Source organism: Kribbella jejuensis (assembly GCF_006715085.1).
GTDB classification, from domain to species: Bacteria; Actinomycetota; Actinomycetes; order Propionibacteriales; family Kribbellaceae; genus Kribbella; species Kribbella jejuensis.
This window is the reverse complement of record NZ_VFMM01000001.1, coordinates 3,999,606-4,020,956: the sequence shown is the minus strand read 5'-3', so window position 1 is coordinate 4,020,956 and position 21,351 is coordinate 3,999,606. Positions and strand designations below refer to the sequence as shown.

General features: G+C 69.0%; 18 protein-coding genes. 8 read left to right on the top strand and 10 right to left on the bottom strand.

What is annotated here, in order from left to right:
* Window positions 1-90 precede the first annotated feature (90 nt).
* Both FB475_RS19830 and FB475_RS19825 read right to left on the bottom strand, forming a co-directional pair.
* On the bottom strand, window positions 91-1,053 hold the full coding sequence (locus FB475_RS19830) for a TAXI family TRAP transporter solute-binding subunit (protein WP_141857703.1): 963 nt from the start codon (window positions 1,051-1,053) through the stop codon (window positions 91-93).
* Window positions 1,050-3,047 (bottom strand): TRAP transporter permease, encoded by a 1,998-nt coding sequence (locus FB475_RS19825; protein WP_141857702.1) that lies wholly within the window; start codon window positions 3,045-3,047, stop codon window positions 1,050-1,052. The genes FB475_RS19830 and FB475_RS19825 overlap by 4 nt, the downstream gene beginning before the upstream one ends.
* Window positions 3,048-3,165: 118 nt before the next feature.
* On the opposite strand from FB475_RS19825, the gene FB475_RS19820 reads away from it, so the two are divergent.
* On the top strand, window positions 3,166-3,831 hold the full coding sequence (locus FB475_RS19820) for a response regulator transcription factor (protein ID WP_012918592.1): 666 nt from the start codon (window positions 3,166-3,168) through the stop codon (window positions 3,829-3,831).
* 3 nt (window positions 3,832-3,834) lie between these two features.
* Complete coding sequence (locus FB475_RS19815) at window positions 3,835-5,211, top strand: sensor histidine kinase (protein ID WP_238332243.1); 1,377 nt, start codon at window positions 3,835-3,837, stop codon at window positions 5,209-5,211.
* 30 nt (window positions 5,212-5,241) lie between these two features.
* On the opposite strand, the gene FB475_RS19810 is transcribed toward FB475_RS19815, so the two are convergent.
* Window positions 5,242-6,360: a TAXI family TRAP transporter solute-binding subunit gene (locus tag FB475_RS19810; RefSeq protein WP_141857701.1), complete on the bottom strand. Its 1,119-nt coding sequence runs from the start codon at window positions 6,358-6,360 to the stop codon at window positions 5,242-5,244.
* Window positions 6,361-6,551: 191 nt separating this feature from the next.
* Between FB475_RS19810 and FB475_RS19805 the strand changes: the two genes are divergently transcribed.
* Window positions 6,552-9,566 carry an alpha-mannosidase gene (locus tag FB475_RS19805; RefSeq protein ID WP_141857700.1) on the top strand — a complete coding sequence of 1,005 codons (3,015 nt, stop codon included), beginning with the start codon at window positions 6,552-6,554 and terminating at the stop codon, window positions 9,564-9,566.
* 108 nt (window positions 9,567-9,674) lie between these two features.
* On the top strand, window positions 9,675-11,000 hold the full coding sequence (locus tag FB475_RS19800; RefSeq protein ID WP_141857699.1) for a cytochrome P450: 1,326 nt from the start codon (window positions 9,675-9,677) through the stop codon (window positions 10,998-11,000).
* Window positions 11,001-11,003: 3 nt separating this feature from the next.
* Here the strand turns inward: FB475_RS19800 and FB475_RS19795 are convergent, their stop codons facing one another.
* Window positions 11,004-11,513, bottom strand: a complete 510-nt coding sequence (locus FB475_RS19795) for a DUF5709 domain-containing protein (RefSeq protein WP_141857698.1) — start codon at window positions 11,511-11,513, stop codon at window positions 11,004-11,006.
* Between the two features lie 56 nt (window positions 11,514-11,569).
* Here FB475_RS19795 and FB475_RS19790 point away from each other — a divergent pair, with 56 nt between their 5' ends.
* Window positions 11,570-12,724, top strand: a complete 1,155-nt coding sequence (locus FB475_RS19790; protein WP_141857697.1) for an FUSC family protein — start codon at window positions 11,570-11,572, stop codon at window positions 12,722-12,724.
* A 71-nt stretch (window positions 12,725-12,795) separates the two neighbouring features.
* Window positions 12,796-12,918, top strand: a complete 123-nt coding sequence (locus FB475_RS38150) for a hypothetical protein (RefSeq protein ID WP_272952074.1) — start codon at window positions 12,796-12,798, stop codon at window positions 12,916-12,918.
* A 214-nt stretch (window positions 12,919-13,132) separates the two neighbouring features.
* Here FB475_RS38150 and FB475_RS19785 read toward each other — a convergent pair whose 3' ends face one another.
* Together FB475_RS19785 and FB475_RS19780 are read right to left on the bottom strand one after the other, a co-directional pair.
* Window positions 13,133-13,582, bottom strand: coding sequence for an OsmC family protein (locus tag FB475_RS19785; protein ID WP_141857696.1), 450 nt, complete (start codon window positions 13,580-13,582; stop codon window positions 13,133-13,135).
* A 4-nt stretch (window positions 13,583-13,586) separates the two neighbouring features.
* Window positions 13,587-14,723: a phosphatidylinositol-specific phospholipase C1-like protein gene (locus FB475_RS19780; RefSeq protein ID WP_141857695.1), complete on the bottom strand. Its 1,137-nt coding sequence runs from the start codon at window positions 14,721-14,723 to the stop codon at window positions 13,587-13,589.
* Window positions 14,724-14,811: 88 nt separating this feature from the next.
* On the opposite strand from FB475_RS19780, the gene FB475_RS19775 reads away from it, so the two are divergent.
* Entirely contained in the window at window positions 14,812-15,429 is a 618-nt protein-coding gene (locus FB475_RS19775; protein WP_141857694.1) for a TetR/AcrR family transcriptional regulator, read from the top strand.
* A gap of 31 nt (window positions 15,430-15,460) precedes the next feature.
* Here FB475_RS19775 and FB475_RS19770 read toward each other — a convergent pair whose 3' ends face one another.
* On the bottom strand, window positions 15,461-15,862 hold the full coding sequence (locus tag FB475_RS19770; protein WP_238332242.1) for a DUF3592 domain-containing protein: 402 nt from the start codon (window positions 15,860-15,862) through the stop codon (window positions 15,461-15,463).
* A gap of 209 nt (window positions 15,863-16,071) precedes the next feature.
* On the bottom strand, window positions 16,072-17,928 hold the full coding sequence (locus FB475_RS19765) for a DUF5107 domain-containing protein (RefSeq protein ID WP_141857693.1): 1,857 nt from the start codon (window positions 17,926-17,928) through the stop codon (window positions 16,072-16,074).
* 36 nt (window positions 17,929-17,964) lie between these two features.
* Here FB475_RS19765 and FB475_RS19760 point away from each other — a divergent pair, with 36 nt between their 5' ends.
* On the top strand, window positions 17,965-19,620 hold the full coding sequence (locus FB475_RS19760) for an FAD-binding dehydrogenase (protein WP_141857692.1): 1,656 nt from the start codon (window positions 17,965-17,967) through the stop codon (window positions 19,618-19,620).
* Here the strand turns inward: FB475_RS19760 and FB475_RS19755 are convergent.
* The gene (locus tag FB475_RS19755; RefSeq protein ID WP_141857691.1) at window positions 19,617-20,474 is read right to left on the bottom strand and encodes a serine protein kinase RIO; all 858 of its coding nucleotides are present in this window, start codon (window positions 20,472-20,474) and stop codon (window positions 19,617-19,619) included. The two genes, FB475_RS19760 and FB475_RS19755, sit on opposite strands and share 4 nt — an antisense overlap.
* A gap of 147 nt (window positions 20,475-20,621) precedes the next feature.
* Window positions 20,622-21,335 carry an NIPSNAP family protein gene (locus tag FB475_RS19750; protein ID WP_141857690.1) on the bottom strand — a complete coding sequence of 238 codons (714 nt, stop codon included), beginning with the start codon at window positions 21,333-21,335 and terminating at the stop codon, window positions 20,622-20,624.
* Window positions 21,336-21,351: the final 16 nt, after the last annotated feature.

Genomic DNA, 21,351 nt, shown 5'->3' with positions numbered 1-21,351 from the left:
CTGCGTCCTCCCCCGCTGCGCCTGGTGTGCGGGGGAGGACGGTCCAGAATGCGGGGACGGGCGCAACAAGCACCGGTACCCAGCAAGTTGTCACCGCAAGCCGTCGATCGCCTTCTTCGCGCCCGGGTGCAGCGGCACCGGGTCGGTTTTGTCGGCGTTGTCGAGCGTGATGCCCTTCGCGGCCGCGTTCACCGCGACCAGGGCGTCCTTGTTGTCGTAGAGGGTCTTCGTGAGCTGCTCGGCCAGCTCGTCCTTCATGTCCTTGCGGACCAGCAACACGTTCGGTACGACGATCGTCTGCACGTCGGCCGGCTGCTTGTAGGTCGCCGCCGGGATCGGTGCGGCCGAGTAGACCGAGCCGTACTTCTCCTGCATTTTGGGCAGCAGATCCGTGATCGGCAAGAGCTTCACACCATTGCCCATGCTCGTGACCAGATCGGTGATGCCGCCGGTCGGCAGGCCACCGGACCAGACCAGCGCGTCGATCGACCCGGACTTCATCGCGTCCACCGACTCCGGCAGACCGAGACGTTGCGCCGTCACGTCGTGCGCGGGATCGAGCCCGGCCGCCTCGAGCAGCCGGCGGGCGATCACCTCGGTACCCGAGTTCGGCGAGCCGGTGGAGACCCGCTTGCCCTTCAGGTCGGCGATCGACGTGATGTTCGCCGAGGTCCGTACGGCGACCTGGGTGTAGTTGTTGTACAGCCGGGTGAGCGCGACCACGTCCTGCTTGGACTTGAAGCTGTTCACACCGTTGACGGCGTCCGCGGCCGAGTCACCGAGCGAGAACGCGATGTCGTAGTTGCCGCTGACCAGCCCCTGGATGTTCTGCACCGAGGCGCCGGTCTCGCTCGCCGTGGCGCGATAGCCGGACATCTTGGCCGAGATCACCGAGGCCAGCGCACCACCGAGCTGGTAGTACACGCCCGTCGTGTTGCCGGTGGCAATCGTCAGCCGTCCACCACCGTCCGAGGAGCCGGCCGGTTGGCGCTGACCACCACAGGCAGTAAGCCCCACAACGGCAACGAGCGCCACGAGACCACGGAATCTCATCCAGCGGTTCCTTCCTCGGCAGTGGCCTGGCGTTGCCGCCGGACCAGATTGATGACGACGGCAACAAGTAGCAAACAGATTCCGGCCGTGACAGTTACGGGCGCGAGGTACAGCAGCAGCAGCGCCGCCGGTACGCAGACCGCCCGCTCCAGCCAGCCACAAGAGACGAAGATCCAACCGCCCGTCACCACCGCGAGCGCGGCGACGGCCAGCATCGACACCAGCGTGGTCCACACCATGCCCGCGAACGAGCCCTGACCGAGCAGATGCGCACCGTTGTCGGTGAGTACGAACGCGAACGGGACCAGAAACGCCGGCAGGGTGTACTTCCACGCCTGCCACATCGTCGACATCACCTTGCCACCGGTGATCGCGGCCGTCGCGACAGCGGCCAAGGCGGTCGGCGGCGACACCTCGGACAACACGGCGTAGTAGAAGATGAACATGTACGCCTCGGGTTGCGTGACGCCGAGGTTCACCAGGGCCGGCGAGATGATCACCGCCGCGATGATGAAGGATGCGGTCACCGGCACCGCCAACCCGAGGATCAGCACCGCGAGCGCGGACAGCACCACGGTCAGGATCAGCACCACCGTGTGGTTCGAGGTCAGCCCGCGCGCCGCACCGACGATGATCTCGGCCAGGTTCAGCCCGAGCCCGGTCTGCGTGGTGACCGCGACGATCACGCCCGCGGTCGCGCAGGTCGCCGCCACCGGCAGCACCGAACGGGTGCCCTGGGCAAGCGCTTTGAACAGCGGACCGGCAGTCAACCGATGCTCACGGTCCAGGAACGACAGCCCGAACTGGATGATCACCGCGTAGACGACGGCCTTGAACGGCGGTACGTCGACCGCCATGAACGCGATGATCACGAACAGCGACAGGAAGTGGTACCCGAACCGCAGCAGCAACCGCCACGCCGAGCCGCCGGACCCCGGCGCCGATGTCGTCCCGTGCTTGCGGGCGTCGATCTCGATCGCGAGCAGGATCCCCAGGTAGTACAGGATCGTCGGGATCACCGCGAACCCGAGCACCTTCAGGTACGAGACCTGCAGGAACTCCGCGATGATGAACGCGGCCGCCCCGAGCGTCGGCGGTGACAGAATCGCGCCGATCCCGGACGCCGCGAGCATCCCGCCCGCCGGCTCCGGCGGATACCCGGCGCGACGCAGGATCGGCCACGAGACCGTACCGAGCGACACCGCGGTCGCCGTACCCGAACCGGACACGCTGCCGAGCAGGAAGCCCGCGAGCGTCACGGTCCGCCCAGGTGCCGTACGGCTGCGCTTGAAGGCCGCGAAGGACAGGTCGATGAAGAACTTGCCCGCGCCCGAGTAGTCGAGCACTGCGCCGTAGATGGTGAACAGCACGATGTACGACGCCGCGACGGCCAACGGTGTGCCGTAGAACCCCGCCGTACCCATCGTGAACTGCGCGATGATCGCGTCGAAGTTGAAGCCCTGATGTGCGAGCGACCACGTGTAGGGCAAGTAGCCCCCGTAGTACGCGTAAGCGATGAAGACCAGGCTGAACACCGGCAACACCCAGCCGGTCGTACGACGGCACGCCTCGAGCAGCAGCACCAACAAGATGGCACCGGCAACGACATCCAAGGCCGTCGGCGTCTGGCGGCGTTCGAGGTAGCCGTCGAAGTCGAAGAGCGGGTAGACACAGACTGCCAAGGCAACAACCGCGAGGACCCAGTCGAGGATCCCCGGGTCGTCGTGGCTGCCCCGACGACCCGGAAAGCCCCGGTAACAGAGCAGGGTGATCGGCAGAACCGCTGCGAGAAAGATCACCAAGTAGAACTGCGTGCCTTGTGGTAGAGGGAAGAAGACCTGTGCCAGCACGCCGACGCTGATGATTGCGCACCAGACCGAAATCACCAGATTCAGGGCAGGGCGGAGCCGCCGAGCGGGGCGTTCCTGCTCGTACTCGGCCAGTTCCTCGTCGGAGGGCGTGGCCAGGCCCTCGGCACCAACACCGACAGTCATGAAGCGATTCCCTCCTGTGTCCGGAAGGTTAATGTTGCCGAACACTGCGCGGAGTCGCGTGATTACGTCTTTACCAAGATCTGACACATCGGGCCGTGACCTGGCCTACGATCACCGCATGAGTGGCGCGGTCCGGATTCTGCTGGTCGAGGACGATCTCGATATCGCCAATGCCCTGATACCCGCCTTGCGGCGCTACGGCCTGATGGTGACGCACGTCCGGACGGCCGCGGACGCCCTGGCGGCGGATCCTGGCGACCTGGTCCTGCTGGACCTCGGGTTGCCGGACGGGGACGGTATCAACGTGTGCCGGCAGATCCGCACGGTCTCCGACGTACCGGTGATCGCGGTGACCGCGCGCGGCGAGGCGGCCGACCGGGTTCGCGGGCTGCGCAGCGGCGCCGACGACTATGTGGTGAAACCGTTTGCGATTTCCGAACTCCTGGCCCGTATCGATGCTGTACTTCGTCGTACCGGTCTCTTGCAGCCCCGCCCCCGGGTGACTGTCGGCGACCTGACCGTCGACATCGAGGCCCGGACGGTGCAGGTGGCGGACAAGCCCATCAGCCTGACCCGCAAGGAGTTCGACGTGCTCGCAGTACTGGCCGCACACCACGGCCGGGTGGTCCCCCGGGAACAGGTGGCGCTCTACGCCTGGCAGTCGGTGTTCGAGGCGTCGTCGCGGACCATGGACGTGCATGTGGCCAGCCTGCGCGCCAAGCTCGGCCGGCCGGAGCTGGTGCAGACCATCCGCGGCGTCGGCTACCGCTTGGGTTCGGACTGACCGTTGCGCCGTCGACTACTGCAGTCCCTCGTCCCGATGGTCGTCGCGCTGGCGATCGTCGCGGTGATCCCGCTCGCGAACTTCATCGCGACGAGTACGTCGCGGACGCTGTTCCTGTCCCGGAGCAACGACGCGGACTGGTTCGCCGCGATGGCCGAGTCCCCGCTGCAGACCGGCGACATCGCGAACCTGCGTGAGCTCGCGGTGCGGTACCAGGAGCTCTACAACACGCCGGTGTTCGTCGTCGACGTGGACTCCCGGGTGGTCGCCACGTCGGTGTCGGGCGTGGACGTCAAGCAGGACGACATCGCGGCGGCGCTGCACAGTACGCTGGCCGGCCGCCTGCCACCCGAGCCGCCGGCGTTGTGGCCGTGGCGGTCCGGCGAGATGATCGTCTCCCGTCCGGTCGTCAACAACGGCAGCGTGCTCGGTGCCGCCGTCCTCCGGGTGCCGACCGAGAAGGCCCGGGACCAGGTACAGAGCGGGCTGCTGCTGCTCCTCGGCGGGCTGCTGATCAGCATCGGCGCGATCATCGTCGGTATCGTCCGGCCGATCACCCGCTGGGTGCTGCGGCCGCTGCAGGACCTCGACAACGCGACTCACCAGATCACCCGGGGCGCCCTCGACACGCGCGTGTCGACCGACGGCCGGGCACCGGAACTGCGGCGGCTGGGTGACAGCTTCAACTCGATGGCGTTGAGCCTGCACCAGGCCCGCCAACGTGAGCGCGAGTTCGTCGCCGACGCCTCGCACCAGCTGCGGACGCCGCTGACGTCGGCCCGGATCCACATCGAGGGCCTGTCCCGGCTGTCGCCGACCGCGCGGTTCGCGCTCAGCGACATCGACCGGCTCGGCCGGATCGTCCAGCGGCTGTCCCGGCTGGCCGGCTCCGACCGCCCGTCCGCGGCCGATGCCGAGGGCAACGAAGAGCCGCTGGACCTGGCCCAGGCGGTGAAGGAGCGGCTGGTCGGCTGGAAGGCCGTGTACGCCGCCGACGACATGGAGCTGATCGTCGGCGAGATGGTGCCGGGCGGAGTCGCGCCCGAGCTCGAGGTCGACGACATCCTCGACGTACTGCTCGACAACGCGTCCAAGTACGGGGCACCGCCGGTGGAGGTCTCGGTCACCCGGGACGGCACCGAAGTCGTGCTGTCGGTGCGCGACCACGGTCTGGGCCTCGGCTCCCGCGACCTGAAGAAGGTCGGCGAGCGGTTCTGGCGCAGCGCCCACCACCGGGAGATGCCGGGCACCGGTCTCGGCCTGGCGATCGTCCGCTCCGAGGCGGCCCGGGTCGGCGGCCGCGTGGTCGCCCGCCCCCCGATCGGCGGCGGCCTCGTCATCGAGGTCCGCGTCCCCCTGATCGACGACTACGACGCCTAGAGCCGCACTTGCCAGGGGGCAGGCGGCGGGTCAGATGTGGTTCTGCCGGTACCAGCGCTCGGCTGCGGGGTGCAGTGGGACCGGCATGGTGGCGATCGCGGACCGGGGGTCCAGCGCGCCGGCCTCCGGGTGACCACCGCTGCCAGGCGTACCGCCGGGCGTCGGGGTGCCCTTGATCAGGTCGTTCTGCCGGCGGAACAGCGTGTTGACCGTCCACCAGGCCCAGGAGTCCGACAGGTTCGGCTTCGCGATCAGGTAGTTCGGGACCGCCAGCGTCGGTACCGAACTGGCCAGCCCGTACTGCGACGGCGGGATCGCCGAGACCAGGAACCCGCCGAACTTCTGCAGCGCGATCTCCTCGGCGACGGCGCCGATGTCCAGCAACCGGAACCCGATCCCCTTCTGCAGGTTCGCGATCGGGTCGGTCGGCACCCCGCCGCTCCAGATGAACGCGTCGAGCGAACCGTGGGTCTCGTGGCCCTGCGGCTGGATGGCGGCCACCATTTCCTCCAGCGTCATGTTCCGCCGGATCACGTCGACCTTCGCGGGGTCGAGCGTCGGGTTCTTCGCGATCAGGTCGCGCCGGGCGTTGTCCAGGATCATGTCGGCGACAATCTGGGTCCCGGAGTTCTTCGGACCGACCCCGACGACCATCTTCCGCAACGGGTTGGCCTTGCTCGGGAACAGGTCGTCCAGGCTCGTCGCCTTCGACGACATCGGTACGACGACGTGCACGTAGTTGTCGTACACCCGGGCCAACGCGTAGAACCGCAGCCCCGACCCGTTGCTGAACTCGCCGGTGCCCTCGTACGCCGCGAGCGCCGAGTCCGACGTACAGAACCCGAGGTCGGCCTTGCGGGCGGCGACGAGGCGCAGGTTTTCCACCGACCCATTGGTCACGACCGGCTTCAGCTCGACGCCGGTGACCTCGCTGGTCAGTGCGCTGAGCGCCGCACCGAACGAGTAGTAGACGCCGCCCTTGTTGCCGGTGGCGAACACGCCCGAACCCGACGGCGCGGGCTCGTCGGCGCGGCCGCGCGAGCAGCCGGGCAGCACCAGGCCCGACGCGGCGGCAGCGCCCAGGCCCAGCAGGCTACGGCGGGTCAACCCAGTCGGCCGGGCAGGGGTCAGCAGGCGGGGGCGATCCATGCAGGACAACCTAGACAAGAATGAGGCCGTGCGGGTAGTTGTGCCGGCCGCCGCAACCCAACCGCTACGCAGCGAGATTCCACACAGCGAGAGACAAACTGTGTCTGGACGCATCCGGGGTCGGTGTGACAGCGTTGTCATCCGTGCGGCCGCGGCGGCCGCGTGAGGATCCTTCCCCGGAGGCTGATTTCGTGCACGACGACCGTCAACTCATCGAGGAGCGGCTCAGGCGCGCCCTGCGGGAGCGGCTCCGCCCCGCGATCTACGGCGCGGCCGTCCCGCTGGACATCCAGGTGTGGCACGCACCCGGTGAGCCCGTGACCCCCGCCGAGGCGCTGGCCCAGACCTACGAGCCGGCCGAGATCGGCCAGCCGTGGGGCCCGGCCTGGGGTACCGCCTGGTTCAAGTTCAGCGGCCAGGTGCCGGCCGAGTGGGCCGGCCGGGAGATCGAGGCGGTCATCGACCTCGGCTTCAGCGGCGGTCCTGGGTTCTCCGCCGAGGGCCTGGTGCATACCACCTCGGGCAAGCCGCTCAAGGGCCTGCACCCGCGGCAGACGTACGCGCCGTTGTCGATCCTCGGCCCGGACGGTACGGCGGCCTCCGCCGGCGACTACGTGGAGTTCTACGTCGAGGGGGCCGCGAACCCGGAGATCCCGCTCGACAACGCCTACGCCGAGACCGACATCGGTGCCGGGCTGGGCGACCACCCGATCTACCGCCTGACCCGCGCCGATCTGGCGATCTTCAACGCCGAGGTGTGGGACCTGATCCTCGACCTCGAGGCGCTGGACAGCCTGCAGCAGGAGCTGTCGATCCAGGACCCGCGGCGCAAGGAGATCCTGCGCGCGCTGAGCCGCTCGCTGGACGCCCTGGACTACGAGGACGTCGCCGGTACTGCCACGGCCGCCCGCGCCGAGCTGACCGAGGTGCTCAGCCGCCCGGCGCACGCCAGCGCCCACCAGCTGTCCGCGGTCGGCCACGCGCACATCGACTCCGCCTGGCTCTGGCCGCTCCGGGAGACCCGCCGCAAGGTGGCCCGGACCGTGTCCAACGTTGCCACGCTGGCCGAGGAGTACCCGGAGCTCGTCTTCGCGTTCTCGCAGGCGCAGCAGCACGCCTGGGTGAAGGAGAACTACCCGGAGGTCTGGGAGCGGCTCAAGAAGGCCGTCGCCGAAGGCCACATCGTTCCGGTCGGGGGCATGTGGGTCGAGTCCGACACCAACCTGCCCGGCGGCGAAGCGCTGGCTCGGCAGTTCGTGCACGGCAAGCGGTTCTTCCTGGACGAGTACGGGATCGACACCCAGGAGGTCTGGCTGCCGGACTCGTTCGGCTACACCGCGGCGCTGCCGCAGCTGGTGAAGCTGTCCGGTTCGAAGTGGTTCCTGACCCAGAAGATCTCCTGGAACAAGGAGAACAAGTTCCCGCACCACACCTTCTGGTGGGAGGGTCTGGACGGCACGCGGGTGTTCACGCACTTCCCGCCGATCGACACGTACAACTCGGACCTGTCCGGCCGCGAGCTCGCGCACGCGCAACGGAACTTCGCCGAGAACGGCGCCGCGACCCGCTCGCTGGTCCCGTTCGGGTACGGCGACGGCGGTGGCGGACCAACCCGTGAGTTCGTCGCGACCGCGCGCCGGGTGGCGAACCTGGAGGCCTCGCCGAAGGTGACGATCGAGTCGCCGACCGAGTTCTTCAGCGCGGCCGAGGAGGAGTACCGCGAGCACGCGCCGGTCTGGTCCGGCGAGCTCTACCTGGAGATCCACCGGGCGACGTACACCTCGCAGGCCAAGACCAAGCAGGGCAACCGGCGCACCGAGCACCTGCTCCGCGAGGCCGAGCTGTGGAGCGCCGCGGCCGTCGTCGCGGGCAAGCTCGACGCGTACCCGTACGAGGACCTCGACCGGTTGTGGAAGGTCGCGCTGCTGCACCAGTTCCACGACATCCTGCCGGGCTCGTCGATCTCGTGGGTGCACCGCGAGGCGGAGGCGACGTACGCGCGGGTCGCCGAGGAGCTGAACGCGATCATCGCCAAGGCCCAGCAGGCGCTGGCGGGCTCCGGCGACGCGCAGATCGTCTTCAACGCGGCACCGCACTCGCGCAGCGGCGTCCCCGGTCTGGGCGCGGGGATCGCGGCCGGCGAGGGCCAGGCCGTCACGGTCGAGAACGGCGTACTGGACAACGGCCTGATCCGGGTCACCATCGACGAGCGCGGGCTGATCACCTCGCTGTACGACGTCGAGGCCGGCCGCGAGGTCATCGCACCGGGTGCCGTGGGCAACCTTCTGCAGCTGCACGTGGACACCCCGAACCACTGGGACGCGTGGGACGTCGACTCGTTCTACAAGAACAACGTCCGGGACGTGACCGAGGTCGACAGCGTCGACTTCAGCACCGCCGACGGGGTTGCGACGGTCGTGGTCAAGCGGTCCTTCAACCGGTCCACCGTCACCCAGACGCTACGGGTACGCCCGGGCACCAAGCGGGTCGACATCGAGACCGCGATGGACTGGCACGAGTCGGAGAAGTTCCTGAAGGCGGCGTACCCGGTCGACGTGCACGCGGACCGGTCCGCGTCCGAGACGCAGTTCGGGCACATCTTCCGGCCGACGCACCAGAACACCTCCTGGGACGCGGCCAAGTTCGAGATCGCGGCGCACCGCTGGGTGCACGTCGGCGAGCCGGGGTACGGCGTTGCCGTGGTCAACGACTCGACGTACGGCCACGACATCAACCGGACCGCGCGCGAGGACGGTGGCACCACCACTACGATCCGGACCTCGCTGATCCGTGCGCCGCGGTTCCCCGACCCGAAGACCGACCAGGGCCTGCACGTCGTCAACCACGCGCTCGTGGTCGGCGCCGGCATTCCGGAGGCGATCGAGGAGGGCTACCGGATCAACCTGCCGGAGCGCGTCGTCACCGGTGCGGACGGCGTCGCGCCGATCGTTGCTGTGGACAACGACAACGTGATCGTCGAGGCGGTCAAGCTGGCCGACGACCGGTCCGGTGACGTCGTCGTCCGGCTGTACGAGTCCACCGGCGGTCGTTCCCGCGCGACGGTCACCCCGTCGTTCGCGGCCGCCTCCGTCACCGAGGTCGACCTGCTCGAACGCGTCCTCGCCGACCGGGACCTGACCGACAACCGAGTCTCCTTCGAACTCCGCCCGTTCCAGATCCTCACCCTCCGCTTCAAGCGTTCCTGACGTATCACCCCCACCCCTGGAAGGCCCGCCCGATCCCCCCTCGGGCGGGCCTTCCGCATTCGGCCGGGGGATGCCTGGTGTTCACCCGGCTGTCGTAGCGTTGGGGGTATGGGTCGGACACCTTTGCTCGGTTCGCGGACGCTCGACCGGCAGACGGCGCGGACGTTGCCGCCGGGTCCGAAACTTCCGACGCTGGTCCAGACCTGGCTGTTCGCGAGCCACCGCCGGACGTTCTTCCCACGGATGCGGGACAAGTACGGCGACGTGTTCACGATCCGGCTGGTGCCGTCGAGCCGGGTCTGCGTGGTGCTGAGCCGGCCCGAGCACATCCGCGAGGTGTTCGGCAGCCCGCCCGCGGTGATGCACGCCGGCGAGGGGAACACCGCGCTGGAGCCGATCATGGGCTCGCACTCGCTGCTGTTGCTCGACGACGAGGACCACGTCCGGATGCGCAAGCAGCTGATGCCGGCCTTCTCCGGCGCGGCGCTGCGCGGGTACGCCGGCATGGTGCTCGAACTGGCCCGCGCCGAGGTCGCGAAGTGGCCGGTCGGTACGCCGTTCCGGATGCACCAGCGGATGCGGAACCTGACCCTGGAGATCATCCTGCAGGTGGTCTTCGGCGTCAGCGACCAGGACCGGCTGGACACGCTGCGCCCGCTGATGGACAAGATCGTCTCGGTGTCGCCGGTGATCATGCTCGGGTCGTTCTACCCGTCGCTGCTGCGGTTCCGGCCGTGGCGGACGTACCTCGACACCCAGCGCAAGGTCGACGAGATCCTGTACGACGAGATCGCGAAGCGGCGCGACACGTACGCCGGGCGGACCGACGTACTGTCCCGGCTGCTTGCCGCCGGCAACTGGTCGGACGTGGAACTGCGGGACCAGCTGGTCACGTTGCTGCTGGCCGGGCACGAGACGACCGCGACCGCGCTGGCCTGGGCGTTCCACGAGCTGGCGCGCAGGCCGGAGGACCTGGCGTTCGGGCAGCGTGCGGCCGACGCCGGCGCGGACGACGAGCTGGAGGCGATCGTCAAGGAGGCGCTGCGGCTGCACCCGGTGGTGTACCAGGTCGGCCGGCGGGTGACCGAGACGACCGACGTCGCCGGCTACCGGCTGCAGCGCGGTACGACGATCATGGCCGCGATCGGGCTGGTCCACCGCGACGGCGAGCACTTCCCGAACCCCCAGGACTTCCGCCCGCAACGGTTCCTGTCCGACGACCCGCCCGCGCCCGGTACCTGGATTCCGTTCGGCGGCGGCGCGCGCCGGTGCATCGGCGCCGGCTTCTCGCTGATGGAAGGTACCGAGATCCTTCGCGCGGCCCTCACGGCGTACGACTTCCAGGCGCCGAACCCCGAGCCCGAGCCGCCCCAGGCGAAGAACGTGACCCTGGTCCCCCGCCGCGGCGCGGAGGTCAGGGTCACCAAGCGTTAAGGCTCAGTCCTCGAGGTCGCCGACGTCGCCCAGGTCGACGTCGCGGTAGTCCTCCAGGTCCTCCTCGTCGTCGTCTTCGAGTTCGAAGTCGTCCTCGTCGACAACATGGACGGCGGCCTCCTCGGCCCCGGCGGCGGCACCGTCGATGCCGACGTCCTCGGCGTACAGCTCGCTGTCGTCGTCACTGTGGGTGCCCTCGTCGGACGCGACCAGCCGGCCGGAGCGGGCGTGCCCGACCTCCGGGCCGCCGACGTCCTCGCCGTCGTCGGTGTCATCGCCGTACGGGTCGACGTCCGGGACCTCCTGCGCTACCCGCTGGTCCAGCGTCTCGCCCTGCAGTGCCTCGTCGGCGGTCGTACCGAAGCCCTCGCCCGCGGACCACTTCTCCGGCGGCGAGTACCCCTCGTCGAGCAGGTCGTCGACGCCCCGGTCGTCCAAGGTGTCCTCGGCCTGCAGCTGGTCCTCGTCGTCGACGCTGTAGCTGCCGTAGTCCTCGCGGTTGTTCTCGGTCATGAGGCAACCTTGGCGCGTCGCGGTGTACGGAATCAAGCTCGGCGGAGAATGGGCGGGTGGATCCGGTCAGGCTGACGTTGGACCAGTTGCGGGAGTTGCGCGACGACATCGCGCCGCGGGCCGCCGAGCGGTCGCGGGCGTCGCTGCGGCGGCGGGTCGAACGCTGGCGCAGCCGGGTGTTCTTCATCGCCCAGTGCGCGCTCGCGGCCGGTGTCGCGTGGTCGCTCGCGCGGTACGTCGTCGGCCACAAACAGCCGTTCTTCGCGCCGGTCGCGGCGATGGTGTGCCTCGGGTTCAGCTTCGGGCAGCGGCTGCGCCGGGTGGCCGAGGTGATGGTCGGTGTCGCGGTCGGGGTCGGTGTCGGAGACCTGTTCGTGAAGGCGTTCGGTACCGGTATCGCGCAGCTCGTCTTCGTGATCGCGCTCGCGATGAGCATCGCCGTACTGCTCGGCGCCGGGAACCTGATGACCACCCAGGCCGGTGTCCAGGCAGCGATCGTCACGACCCTGCTCCCCAACCCGAACGCGGGGTTCTCCCGCTGGCAGGACGCCGCGCTCGGCGGGCTGGTGGCGCTGGCGGCGGCAACCATCGCTCCTGCCGCAGCGATCCGGCGGCCGCGCCAGCAAGCCGCCGGCGTGCTGAACGAGCTCGCCGAGATCCTGATCGAGACTGCCGACGGCCTCCGCGCGCGGGACGAGGAGGCGATGACCGACGCCCTGCGCCGCGCCCGGGCCAGTGACTCGCAACTCGAGGTGCTGCGCACCGCGGCCGAGGAAGGTGTCGCGGTCGTCCGGCTGTCACCGTTCCGGCGCCGGCACCGCGGCGGGGTTCAGGAGATTGCCGACCTGGTCCTCCCGCTCGACCGGGCGATCCGGAACACCAGGGTGCTGGTCCGCCGCTGCGCCGTGTCGGTGTGGCGCGACGAGGCGATGCCCGACGAGTACCCGATGCTGCTCGACCGCCTCGCCGACGGCACCCGGCTGATCGGTGAGTCGCTGTTCGAGCCGGCCGCCGAGGTCGCCGCACACCGCGTCCTGGGCGAGCTGGGACGCCGTACAGCGGATCTTCCGCTGCCGACCGGGCTGTCCGCTGTGGTCGTGCTCGGGCAGGTCCGCTCGACGATCGTCGACCTGCTGGAACTGAGCGGTATGCCGTACGACGAGGCGCGCACGCTCGTCCCGCTCCGGCTCGACGGGCTCGACGAGAAGTAGCCGTTCCCGGGGTGACTCAGGTCACAGCGAGAATTCCCGTCATACCCCGGCGCCGTCCGCGTCTCACCGGCATGACGATCCACCGACTGATGACCACGATGGCCACCGAGCAGGTCCGTGATCTCGAGCAGCTGCTGGCGGTCGACCTGAACCGCCCCACCGACGACCGGAACGACGCCGCCGCCGAGCAGTAAGGCGCGAACCGGACGAACGGGTCCGGGCGGCGCGCCGGACGGTCCTGCCCACCGAGCTGGACCGCACGGAAGTCGCACGACCAACGCAGAGGCGCCCAGTGCGCGGCGCCGCCGGACCCGTTGCCAGGTGCACCGCCACAGCGGTGCACCCGAACCACCCGCCGACCAACCTGACGCCGTTTGCGCGAGGCTCAGGCTGGTCCGGCGGGTGGTTTCAGTTGTCAGTGGCAACAATGATCTCGGTGGTCACCGAGTTCGCGATGAAGCACTCCTGGTGCGCGAGGTGGTGGATCTTGCCGACCGTCTCGGCGTCCGGCTCGGCGCCGTTCCAGATGATCTTCGGGTTCAGCGTGACCTGCGTGATCGCGAGCCTTCCGGAGCTGCCCGGAGCCATCACGCCGACCGCGTGGTCCTCGTACGAGTCCACGACCAGTCGCTTCCGGGCAGCGATCGACAGGAACGTCAGCATGTGGCAGGACGACAGCGCCGCCACGAACGCCTCTTCCGGGTCGACCGGCCCCGGGTTGCCCAGGTACTTCGGGTTCGCCGAGGCCGGAACCGTGATACCGCCGTCGAAGCGCCACTCGTGGTCGCGGCTGTAGCTGTCGTAGGCGAAGTCGTACTCACCACGGCTCCAACTGACATCGACCACGTGCTCCGACATGGGTTCACCCTTCCGAGACGGCCGCCTTCGCGGAGGCGGTGACGGGATTGCATCTTACGGGAGTGTGTCCGGGCAGCTTGGCGACGTAGTCGCTGTCGTACCGGGCCGCCATCCCGGCGACCGGGAAGTCCGTGGTCACCCACTGCGCACCGCTGGCCAGCGCGATGCCGAGCCGGGTGTAGTCCTTGTCGCGGATCGTTGCCATCGGCTCGTCGGAACGGGTCCGGACCAGGTAGCCCTTCTGCACCAGCCGCTGGATCTCGGCCTGGTTCGCGCCGCGCGGGTCATTCACCTCGGTGACCGCCGCGTCCGGTGCGCCCTCCGGTCCGCGGGTGAAGACCGCCCGGCCTTCGAGGTTCGGCTTGCCGGCGGAGTAGGTGTCACGGATCGCACCGGGACCACCGTTGTCGAAGTAGAACATCACCTGGCCGCGGACGCTGTTCAGCTTCGGCCAGCCCTTCGTCAGCACGGACTGCTCGAGCGTCAGGCCCGGCTTGCGGACGTCGTCCGGCGTCAGGATCTCGTTCTCGCTGAACACCGAGCGGATCTCGGTGTCGACGCTGTCCAGGTTGGCGGCGTCCCACGGCGGCGCCTTGACCCCACCGGCTGCGACGACCGCAGGGTCGGACTGCTTCAGCTCGAGGTTGATCGCGATCGGCACGTGCGCCGGGTGCGCGTCCGACCAGGTCTTCACCTGCTGCAGGCAGACGACGAATGTGTCGCAGTTCGTGTTGTAGTCGAAGTCCGGAATGTGCATCACCTTGATCCCCGGCTTCGCCATCGCCGGGTCGGTCAGCGGACCCTGGCCGGTCAGCTTGCGGATCAGCGGGTACGTGTACAGCCCGCCCTGCGGATCCGGGTAGAGATCCAGCTCCAGCGCACGGACGTTCTGATCCTCCAGTTGCTGCGAGATCGGAGCGTGCGAGTACCAGAGGTCGACGGATCCCGGGTTCTGTTGCTGTTGCACCTTCTGCTCGGCGGGGCTGAGCTCGCGGTGGTACGAGTTGTGCGACCCGACCACCTGGATCTGGTTCAGCCGCAGATCGTTGCCCGGTGAACGGCTGTACGCCGTACCGGCGACCCCGGACGCGGCGAGAGCGGCGGACACCACCCCGGCGACGACGGTTTTGCTGACGCGCATGGAAAACCTCCCCTGTCAGGACCAACTGTCGGCAATCTGTCACACAGAGGTGGCAACCGTTGTCCCCAAATGTGTGGACAATGGGTGAATGGTGACATCGGGTGCCTATCCGCTCCGCCGGACGCCGACCCAGGACCGGGCCAGCCGGCAGGTCGAGCGGATCCTGGACGCGGCCTGCGCCGAGGTGGTCGAGCGGGGGTACGACGCGGCGTCGACGAGCGGGATCGCGAAGCGGGCCGAGATCGCGGTCGGCAGCGTCTACCGCTACTTCCCGGACAAGCGCAGCCTGATCCAGGCGATCGAGCGCCGCAACCAGGCGCGGTACACCGAGGCGGTGAGCGAGCGGCTGGCCGACGTGACCAGCTGGCGGGCAGCCGTTGACGTCACTCTGGACACGTTCCGCGACATGCACCGGACGGACCCGGGCTTCAAGGCGGTGGTGCTGAGCGGGCTCGGCGATCCGGAGCTGGAGGCGAAGCCCGGAGAGTTCGACGACCAGCACGCCGGCGAGTTCGCCGAGTTGCTGGTCGCGCGGTTCGGGGCCCGCGACTCGCGCGAATTCCGGCTCACGGTGACGTTGAGCATCACGATGGGCGAGTCACTCGCGCACTTGGCGGACCGGTTGTCCGCGGACGAGGCGGAGTACGTGCTGGAACGGGGCCGGCCGGTGCTGTACGGCTTGCTCGCCCCGCATCTTCCTGCTTGAGCCAGGCAGTTCGGCTCAAGCAGGTATTCCGTCAGGCTGCCGGGGCCGCCGAATACGGTCCCAGGGTCGGCCAGTGGCTGACCCTTCCGGCCAGGCGTGCCCGGCGCGGGTTCCGGACGTCGTACGCGACGATCACCCGGTCACCCTTGGTGTAAGTAATCCTGCTCCCGACCGGGAACTTGCGAGCGACCTCGAACGGTCCCTCACCCCGGCGGCTGTAGTACTCGACGATGACCTCGGTGTAGACCGCCGGGGCACCGTTGGCCAACTGGCCGCGGACCGGGCCACGCACCCGGATCACTCGTCCCGCGGTCTTCTCTTCTGTGCCGGTGGGGATTTCGTCCCGGCGCAGGCCGGCCAGGACCTCGGTCACGATGAAAGCCGCGACCACCAGCACCAGGCCGAACCCACCTAGTACAACGATCGTCAACATGGCACTCACCCCCGACGCGCCGCCCGCGAGCGACGCGGTCGTTGTCGAAACTGCCTGAGCGACTGGTGCCGCTCACCGGTGGGACGCCACCGGACTCCACTTGGTTCCGTAGACTTCACGGAATTTTTACAGGGCCACTTTTTCGTCTACAGCAACATAGTAGAGTCCGGTGGAGCGGTGTTGCTAGAGGTAGAGTTGACCTGTAGTTGTCAGTTTTCGCCCATTCCGAACTGGTACTCGGGCGGCACCGGCCGCTGGGTGCCGAGCGCGGCCTCGGCCGCCAGCCAGTAGTCGGTGAGCGGATTGGCGCCCTCCCGGACGGTGGCCAACTGGATTCCAGCGGCCAGCAATTCATGGGCTTTCGCCGGATTTCCGGTCGCCAGCGCGTGCCGTACGCGCAGCAACTGGATCCGCGGGTCGTCCGGCGCCTGCGCGAGCATCCGCTCCGCCCGCGGTACGTCGGAGTCGAGCGCGGCCGTGATCGCCTCGACCAGGAGCGGTACCAGGTCGGGCCGGAGCTGGACGGCGCGCTCGTAGTAATCCAACTCGTGCGTAACTACACCGAGATTGCGGAGCGCCCAGGCGTTGTCCCCGGACTGCCGCCAGGCCTCGACCGCGCCGGCCTCGTCACCGGCGTAGTGCCGCGCGACACCCCGGTGGTACCAGACGAGCCAGTTGTCCTCGGCTGCCTCCAGCACGTCCCGCCACGCGACCAGCGTCCCGTCCGGTACGTCGTCCGCCGCCGGCAACTGACCGTCCAACAACGGCAACCACGCCCGCTCCCGCGCCGTCAAGGTGTCCTCGGCGAACGGCGTACCGTCCGACACACTCCACCCGGTCCGCCGCAGCTCCAACGCGCCCCACCCAGATCCCACAGCCAACCGCTCCACCGGCGCAGCATCCACCACGCCCAACCACTCCCGCTCCCGCTCGACCAACCCGCCCAACACCGGCCCCAGCGCCGCGGCCCCACCCGATCGAGCTGTCTTCCAGTCCTGGGAATGCGCAACCTCGGCGTCCATCGAAAGGCATCCGTACGCCTCGAGCCAGCTCCACGAAGTCTTCCCCGGCAGCCTGAGGTGTTCCATCTGAGTACGAGCAAGACCAGCCTGAATCTCGGCGTACCCATCACCGACCAGCCCCGGCGACAACCACTCCTGCCATCGCCGCCCGCCCTCGCCCTGCCCCCACACGAACAACTTCCGCCCGGCCAACCGCTCGGTGGACGCCTGCACCAACCCACGACCGGACCCGTCCACGGAAGCGATCCACGACCCCTCCCCGGCCAGCGGCTCGAAGAAGTAGTCCACCGCCCGCGGATGCCGCATCGGATACGTCAGCTCCGGCTCCACGTCGATCAGCTCCAGCCGGCTCCCGTACCCGTACCGCCACGCCTGCTCCGCCGGCACCAGCACCCGGCGATCGGCCGACTGCGGTACGGCGATGTTCGACCACCAGTACGCCGGGACGTCCACGTCGGACGGATTCTGCAGCCGGACACCGACGTACAGGAACTCGGAGTCCTCCGGCAGCCAGAAGTCGAGCTGGGTGACGAGGTTCCGGGTCCGCTCGAGCTCCCACAGCCGCAACACCGGCGTACCGTCCGGCCCCTCGACCCGCGCCGCGTGCATCGGCGCGCAGGTCCCGGTCCAGTGGCCGGTACTCCCGACGTTCCACTCGACGCCACCCGCGAACCAGGCGTTGCGGAGCGCGAGGTTCGCCGGCTGGAACACCGGGTTCCGGTAGAGCAGCTCGGTCCCGTGGTGCAGGAGCGAGTACAGCCGGCCGCCGAGCGTCGGCAGTACGGTCGCGCGTACGTGCTCGTTCTCGAGGACGAGCACGGGCAGCGACGTCTCGACCAGCGTCCGGTCGTACCCGTCCTGGTCCAGGCATGGCAGCGGACTGTGCAGGCCGCCGTACTCGATGTTCTCCCGGAGGTCGGCCGGGAGATCGGCGAGGTTCTCCACGTGATGGACCTCGCGCTGCGTGCGGAGCGGAGCGAGCGGGTTCTCCGGACCGAGCGAAGCTGCGGGAATCACGAGGTTTTGCGCAGAAAGGATCGTCACGGCTCCATCTTCGCAAGTGCGCTATACATAGTCGGCATGGACGCTGATGTGATCGTCGTCGGGGCAGGGCTGGCCGGGCTGGCGGCGACCGCGGAGTTGGCCGATGCGGGACGGAAGGTGCTGCTGCTCGATCAGGAGCCGGAGGCGTCGCTCGGCGGGCAGGCGTTCTGGTCGTTCGGCGGGTTGCTGTTCGTCGACTCGCCAGAGCAACGGCGGATGGGGATCAAGGACTCGCGCGAGCTCGCGCTGCAGGACTGGCTCGGATCGGCGGGGTTCGACCGGCTCGACGACGAGGACAAATGGGCGCGGCAGTGGGCCGAGGCGTACGTCGACTGGGCGGCCGGCGAGAAGCGTCCGTGGCTGCACGCGCAGGGCGTGCGGTTCTTTCCGGTGGTCGGGTGGGCCGAGCGCGGCGGGTACAACGCGGACGGGCACGGGAACTCGGTACCGCGGTTCCACATCACCTGGGGCACAGGGCCCGGGCTGGTCGCGCCGTTCGAGCGCCGGGTGCGGGAGGCGGTCGCGAACGGGCTGGTCGAGTTCCGGTTCCGGCATCGCGTCGACGAGCTGACCGTGACCGGTGGGGTGGTCGACGGTGTCGCGGGCAAGGTCCTCGAGCCCAGCGACGTACCGCGCGGTGTGGCCAGCTCGCGGGTCGAGGTCGGTGAGTTCGCGCTGAAGGCGCAGGCCGTGATCGTCACGTCCGGCGGGATCGGCGGGAACCACGAGCTGGTCCGGCAGCAGTGGCCGAAGCGGATGGGCGAACCACCGAAGCGGATGATCAGCGGCGTCCCGGCGCACGTCGACGGGCGGATGCTCGCGATCACCGAGCGGGCCGGTGGCCGGTACGTGAACCGCGACCGGATGTGGCACTACACCGAAGGCATCCAGAACTGGGACCCGATCTGGCCGCAGCACGGCATCCGGATCCTGCCCGGCCCGTCGTCGCTCTGGTTCGATGCCACCGGCAAGCGGCTGCCGGTGCCGTTGTTCCCCGGGTTCGACACGCTCGGGACGCTCGAGCACATCATGCGGACCGGGTACGACTACACCTGGTTCGTGCTGACCCAGAAGATCATCGAGAAGGAGTTCGCGCTCTCCGGCCAGGAGCAGAACCCGGATCTGACCGGCAAGGACATCCGGGGTGTGCTCGGCCGCGCCCGCGGCGGTGCCACCGCGCCGGTGCGGGCGTTCATGGACAAGGGCGCCGACTTCGTTGTCCGCGGCAACCTTCCGGACCTGGTCCGGGGGATGAACGACCTGACCGGTGAGCAGCTGATCGACCTCGACGACCTGGAACGGCAGATCGTCGCCCGCGACCGCGAGCTGACCAACACGTTCACCAAGGACCTGCAGGTGACCGCGCTCCGCGGCGCCCGCAACTACCGCGGCGACAAGCTGATCCGGGTCGCGCCGCCGCACCGGATCCTCGACCCGAAGGCCGGCCCGCTGATCGCCGTACGGCTGAACATCCTGACCCGGAAGTCCCTCGGCGGCCTGCAGACCGACCTGGATTCGCGGGTCCTGCGAGCCGACGGCACTCCGCTGCCCGGCGTCTATGCGGCCGGCGAGGTGGCGGGCTTCGGGGGCGGCGGCATCCACGGCTACCGCTCGCTGGAAGGCACGTTCGTCGGCGGCTGCCTCTTCACCGGCCGCACGGCCGGACGGGCCGCCGCCGGCGCCGTTTCCTAGAACACCATCGTGAGCAGGTCGGCGAACAACTCCTGTTCGTCGATCTCCAGGCCGCGGTTGGTGAACCAGGCCGCCATGTTGTGGCAGTCCCGCAACAGGAATTCCATGCCCTTCGGGTTGCCGACGATGTCGACGACCTGGGGCAGGTCGATCATCACGATCCGGTCGGCCTGCGCGAGCACGTTGTACGGCGAGAGGTCGCCGTGCGCGAGCCCCGCGCGGGCCAGTTCGCGCATCGCGCCGCGGAGCTGCTCGAAGTACAGCTCGAGCACGTTCTTGGCCGGCCGGACCTGGGCGAGTCGGGGCGCGGCGCCGCCCTGGCCGTCGTCGATGAACTCCATCAGCAGTTCCGTGCCGTCGACCTGCACGGGATAAGGCACCGGGACGCCGGCCTTCCACAGCCGGTTGAGCGCCTCCCACTCGGCGTAGGCCCAGCCGCCGGCCGCGACGCTGCGCCCGTGCGCGGTCTTCTTCGCCATCGCCCGACTGTCCCGGCTGTTCCGGGTCCGCCGGCCTTCGACGTACGACGTACTGCGGTTGAAGGACCGGTGCTCCTCGGTGCGGTACCGCTTCGCGGCCAGCAGCGAGGACTTCGCGGGATTGTCGCCGATGGCTTCGACGGCCCGTTCGATCAGGAAGACGTCGGCTTCCTTACCGGTTTTGAGGACGCCGAGCTCGGTGTCGATCGCGGCCTGTTCCGTCACTACCCACGAGGGGCGTGGTTCCGGGCCGCGAGAACCGCGCTCGACGTCCAGCCAGGTGGACCACCGCTGGTCCGGTCCCAGGTTCTCGTCGATCGACTGGAACTGGAAGATGAAGGGGTTATCGGTGAGTTCGTACTCGGGAAAAGACAACGCGGGTGCTCCTGAACGAAGAGGTGAAACTGACGCGGACACGCCGCAGCACAGTGATGGCCATCCGTCAGCCCTCCTTAGGTCCAGGCAGCCTTCGCCGCCGTTCGGTCAACAGGATGCCCGCCGCTCGCGGACCCTGCAACGTATTTACCGGAACTGCGACCGGGCGGTAGGACTCAGCCGCAGCTCCTGCATCGGCTTCACCGACCGGCAGACCAGTTCCGGCAGCACCTGCTGGTTCCAGATCCGGGACGCCGCCAGTTGCCGGCGGTGTTCGTCGTACGCCGACACTCCGGGGAACCGGGCGAACCAGGTCAGCACCACCTCGTCCCGCAACGGCAGCTGCGGGAAATTGTTCTCGGCAACCAAACTCTCGAACACCGCGACCGGTGCGGCCCCGGTGCCGGTCAGCACCGGGGCGACGTGATCGGTGAAGTACTCGACGAACCCGTCGTCCGCGGCGCCCCGGTGGTAGACGGCGCCGGCGATGATCGGCTGCCCGGTGACGTGCGTCCGCGGGGCGTCGAGCGCCGGGTAGCCCGGGCCGAGCCGTACCGGTTTCAGCAGCAGGGCGTTGTCCGAGTCGATCATCGTCGCGTTCGCGGCCGCGGCGTGCGCCCGCCAGACCGGGCCGTAGTAGAAGGAGTTCAGCGCCTCCGCACGGGCGGGCAGATCGCGGAAGCCACGGATCCAGACGAACCGGTCCGGGTCGTCGAGGTCGCGGAACTGACCGGCGATGTGCATCCCGGTCGCCTCCTGCCCTTCGACGAAATAGGTGTCGAAGAGCTCGATCAAGGTGTCACGCTGCCCGGGATGCAGCGTGTACTGGCGCAGGTCGGCAACGGCGCAGCACTCGTTCATGGCGAGGATCGAACCA

Coding starts and splice junctions, on each gene's coding strand:
- FB475_RS19830 (WP_141857703.1), bottom strand. CDS start 1,053: ATGAGATTCCGTGGTCTCGTGGCGCTCGTTGCCGTTGTGGGGCTTACT.
- FB475_RS19770 (WP_238332242.1), bottom strand. CDS start 15,862: ATGTTGACGATCGTTGTACTAGGTGGGTTCGGCCTGGTGCTGGTGGTC.
- FB475_RS19810 (WP_141857701.1), bottom strand. CDS start 6,360: ATGGATCGCCCCCGCCTGCTGACCCCTGCCCGGCCGACTGGGTTGACC.
- FB475_RS19825 (WP_141857702.1), bottom strand. CDS start 3,047: ATGACTGTCGGTGTTGGTGCCGAGGGCCTGGCCACGCCCTCCGACGAG.
- FB475_RS19785 (WP_141857696.1), bottom strand. CDS start 13,582: ATGTCGGAGCACGTGGTCGATGTCAGTTGGAGCCGTGGTGAGTACGAC.
- FB475_RS19750 (WP_141857690.1), bottom strand. CDS start 21,335: ATGAACGAGTGCTGCGCCGTTGCCGACCTGCGCCAGTACACGCTGCAT.
- FB475_RS19800 (WP_141857699.1), top strand. CDS start 9,675: ATGGGTCGGACACCTTTGCTCGGTTCGCGGACGCTCGACCGGCAGACG.
- FB475_RS19820 (WP_012918592.1), top strand. CDS start 3,166: ATGAGTGGCGCGGTCCGGATTCTGCTGGTCGAGGACGATCTCGATATC.
- FB475_RS19760 (WP_141857692.1), top strand. CDS start 17,965: ATGGACGCTGATGTGATCGTCGTCGGGGCAGGGCTGGCCGGGCTGGCG.
- FB475_RS19775 (WP_141857694.1), top strand. CDS start 14,812: ATGGTGACATCGGGTGCCTATCCGCTCCGCCGGACGCCGACCCAGGAC.
- FB475_RS38150 (WP_272952074.1), top strand. CDS start 12,796: ATGACGATCCACCGACTGATGACCACGATGGCCACCGAGCAGGTCCGT.
- FB475_RS19780 (WP_141857695.1), bottom strand. CDS start 14,723: ATGCGCGTCAGCAAAACCGTCGTCGCCGGGGTGGTGTCCGCCGCTCTC.
- FB475_RS19795 (WP_141857698.1), bottom strand. CDS start 11,513: ATGACCGAGAACAACCGCGAGGACTACGGCAGCTACAGCGTCGACGAC.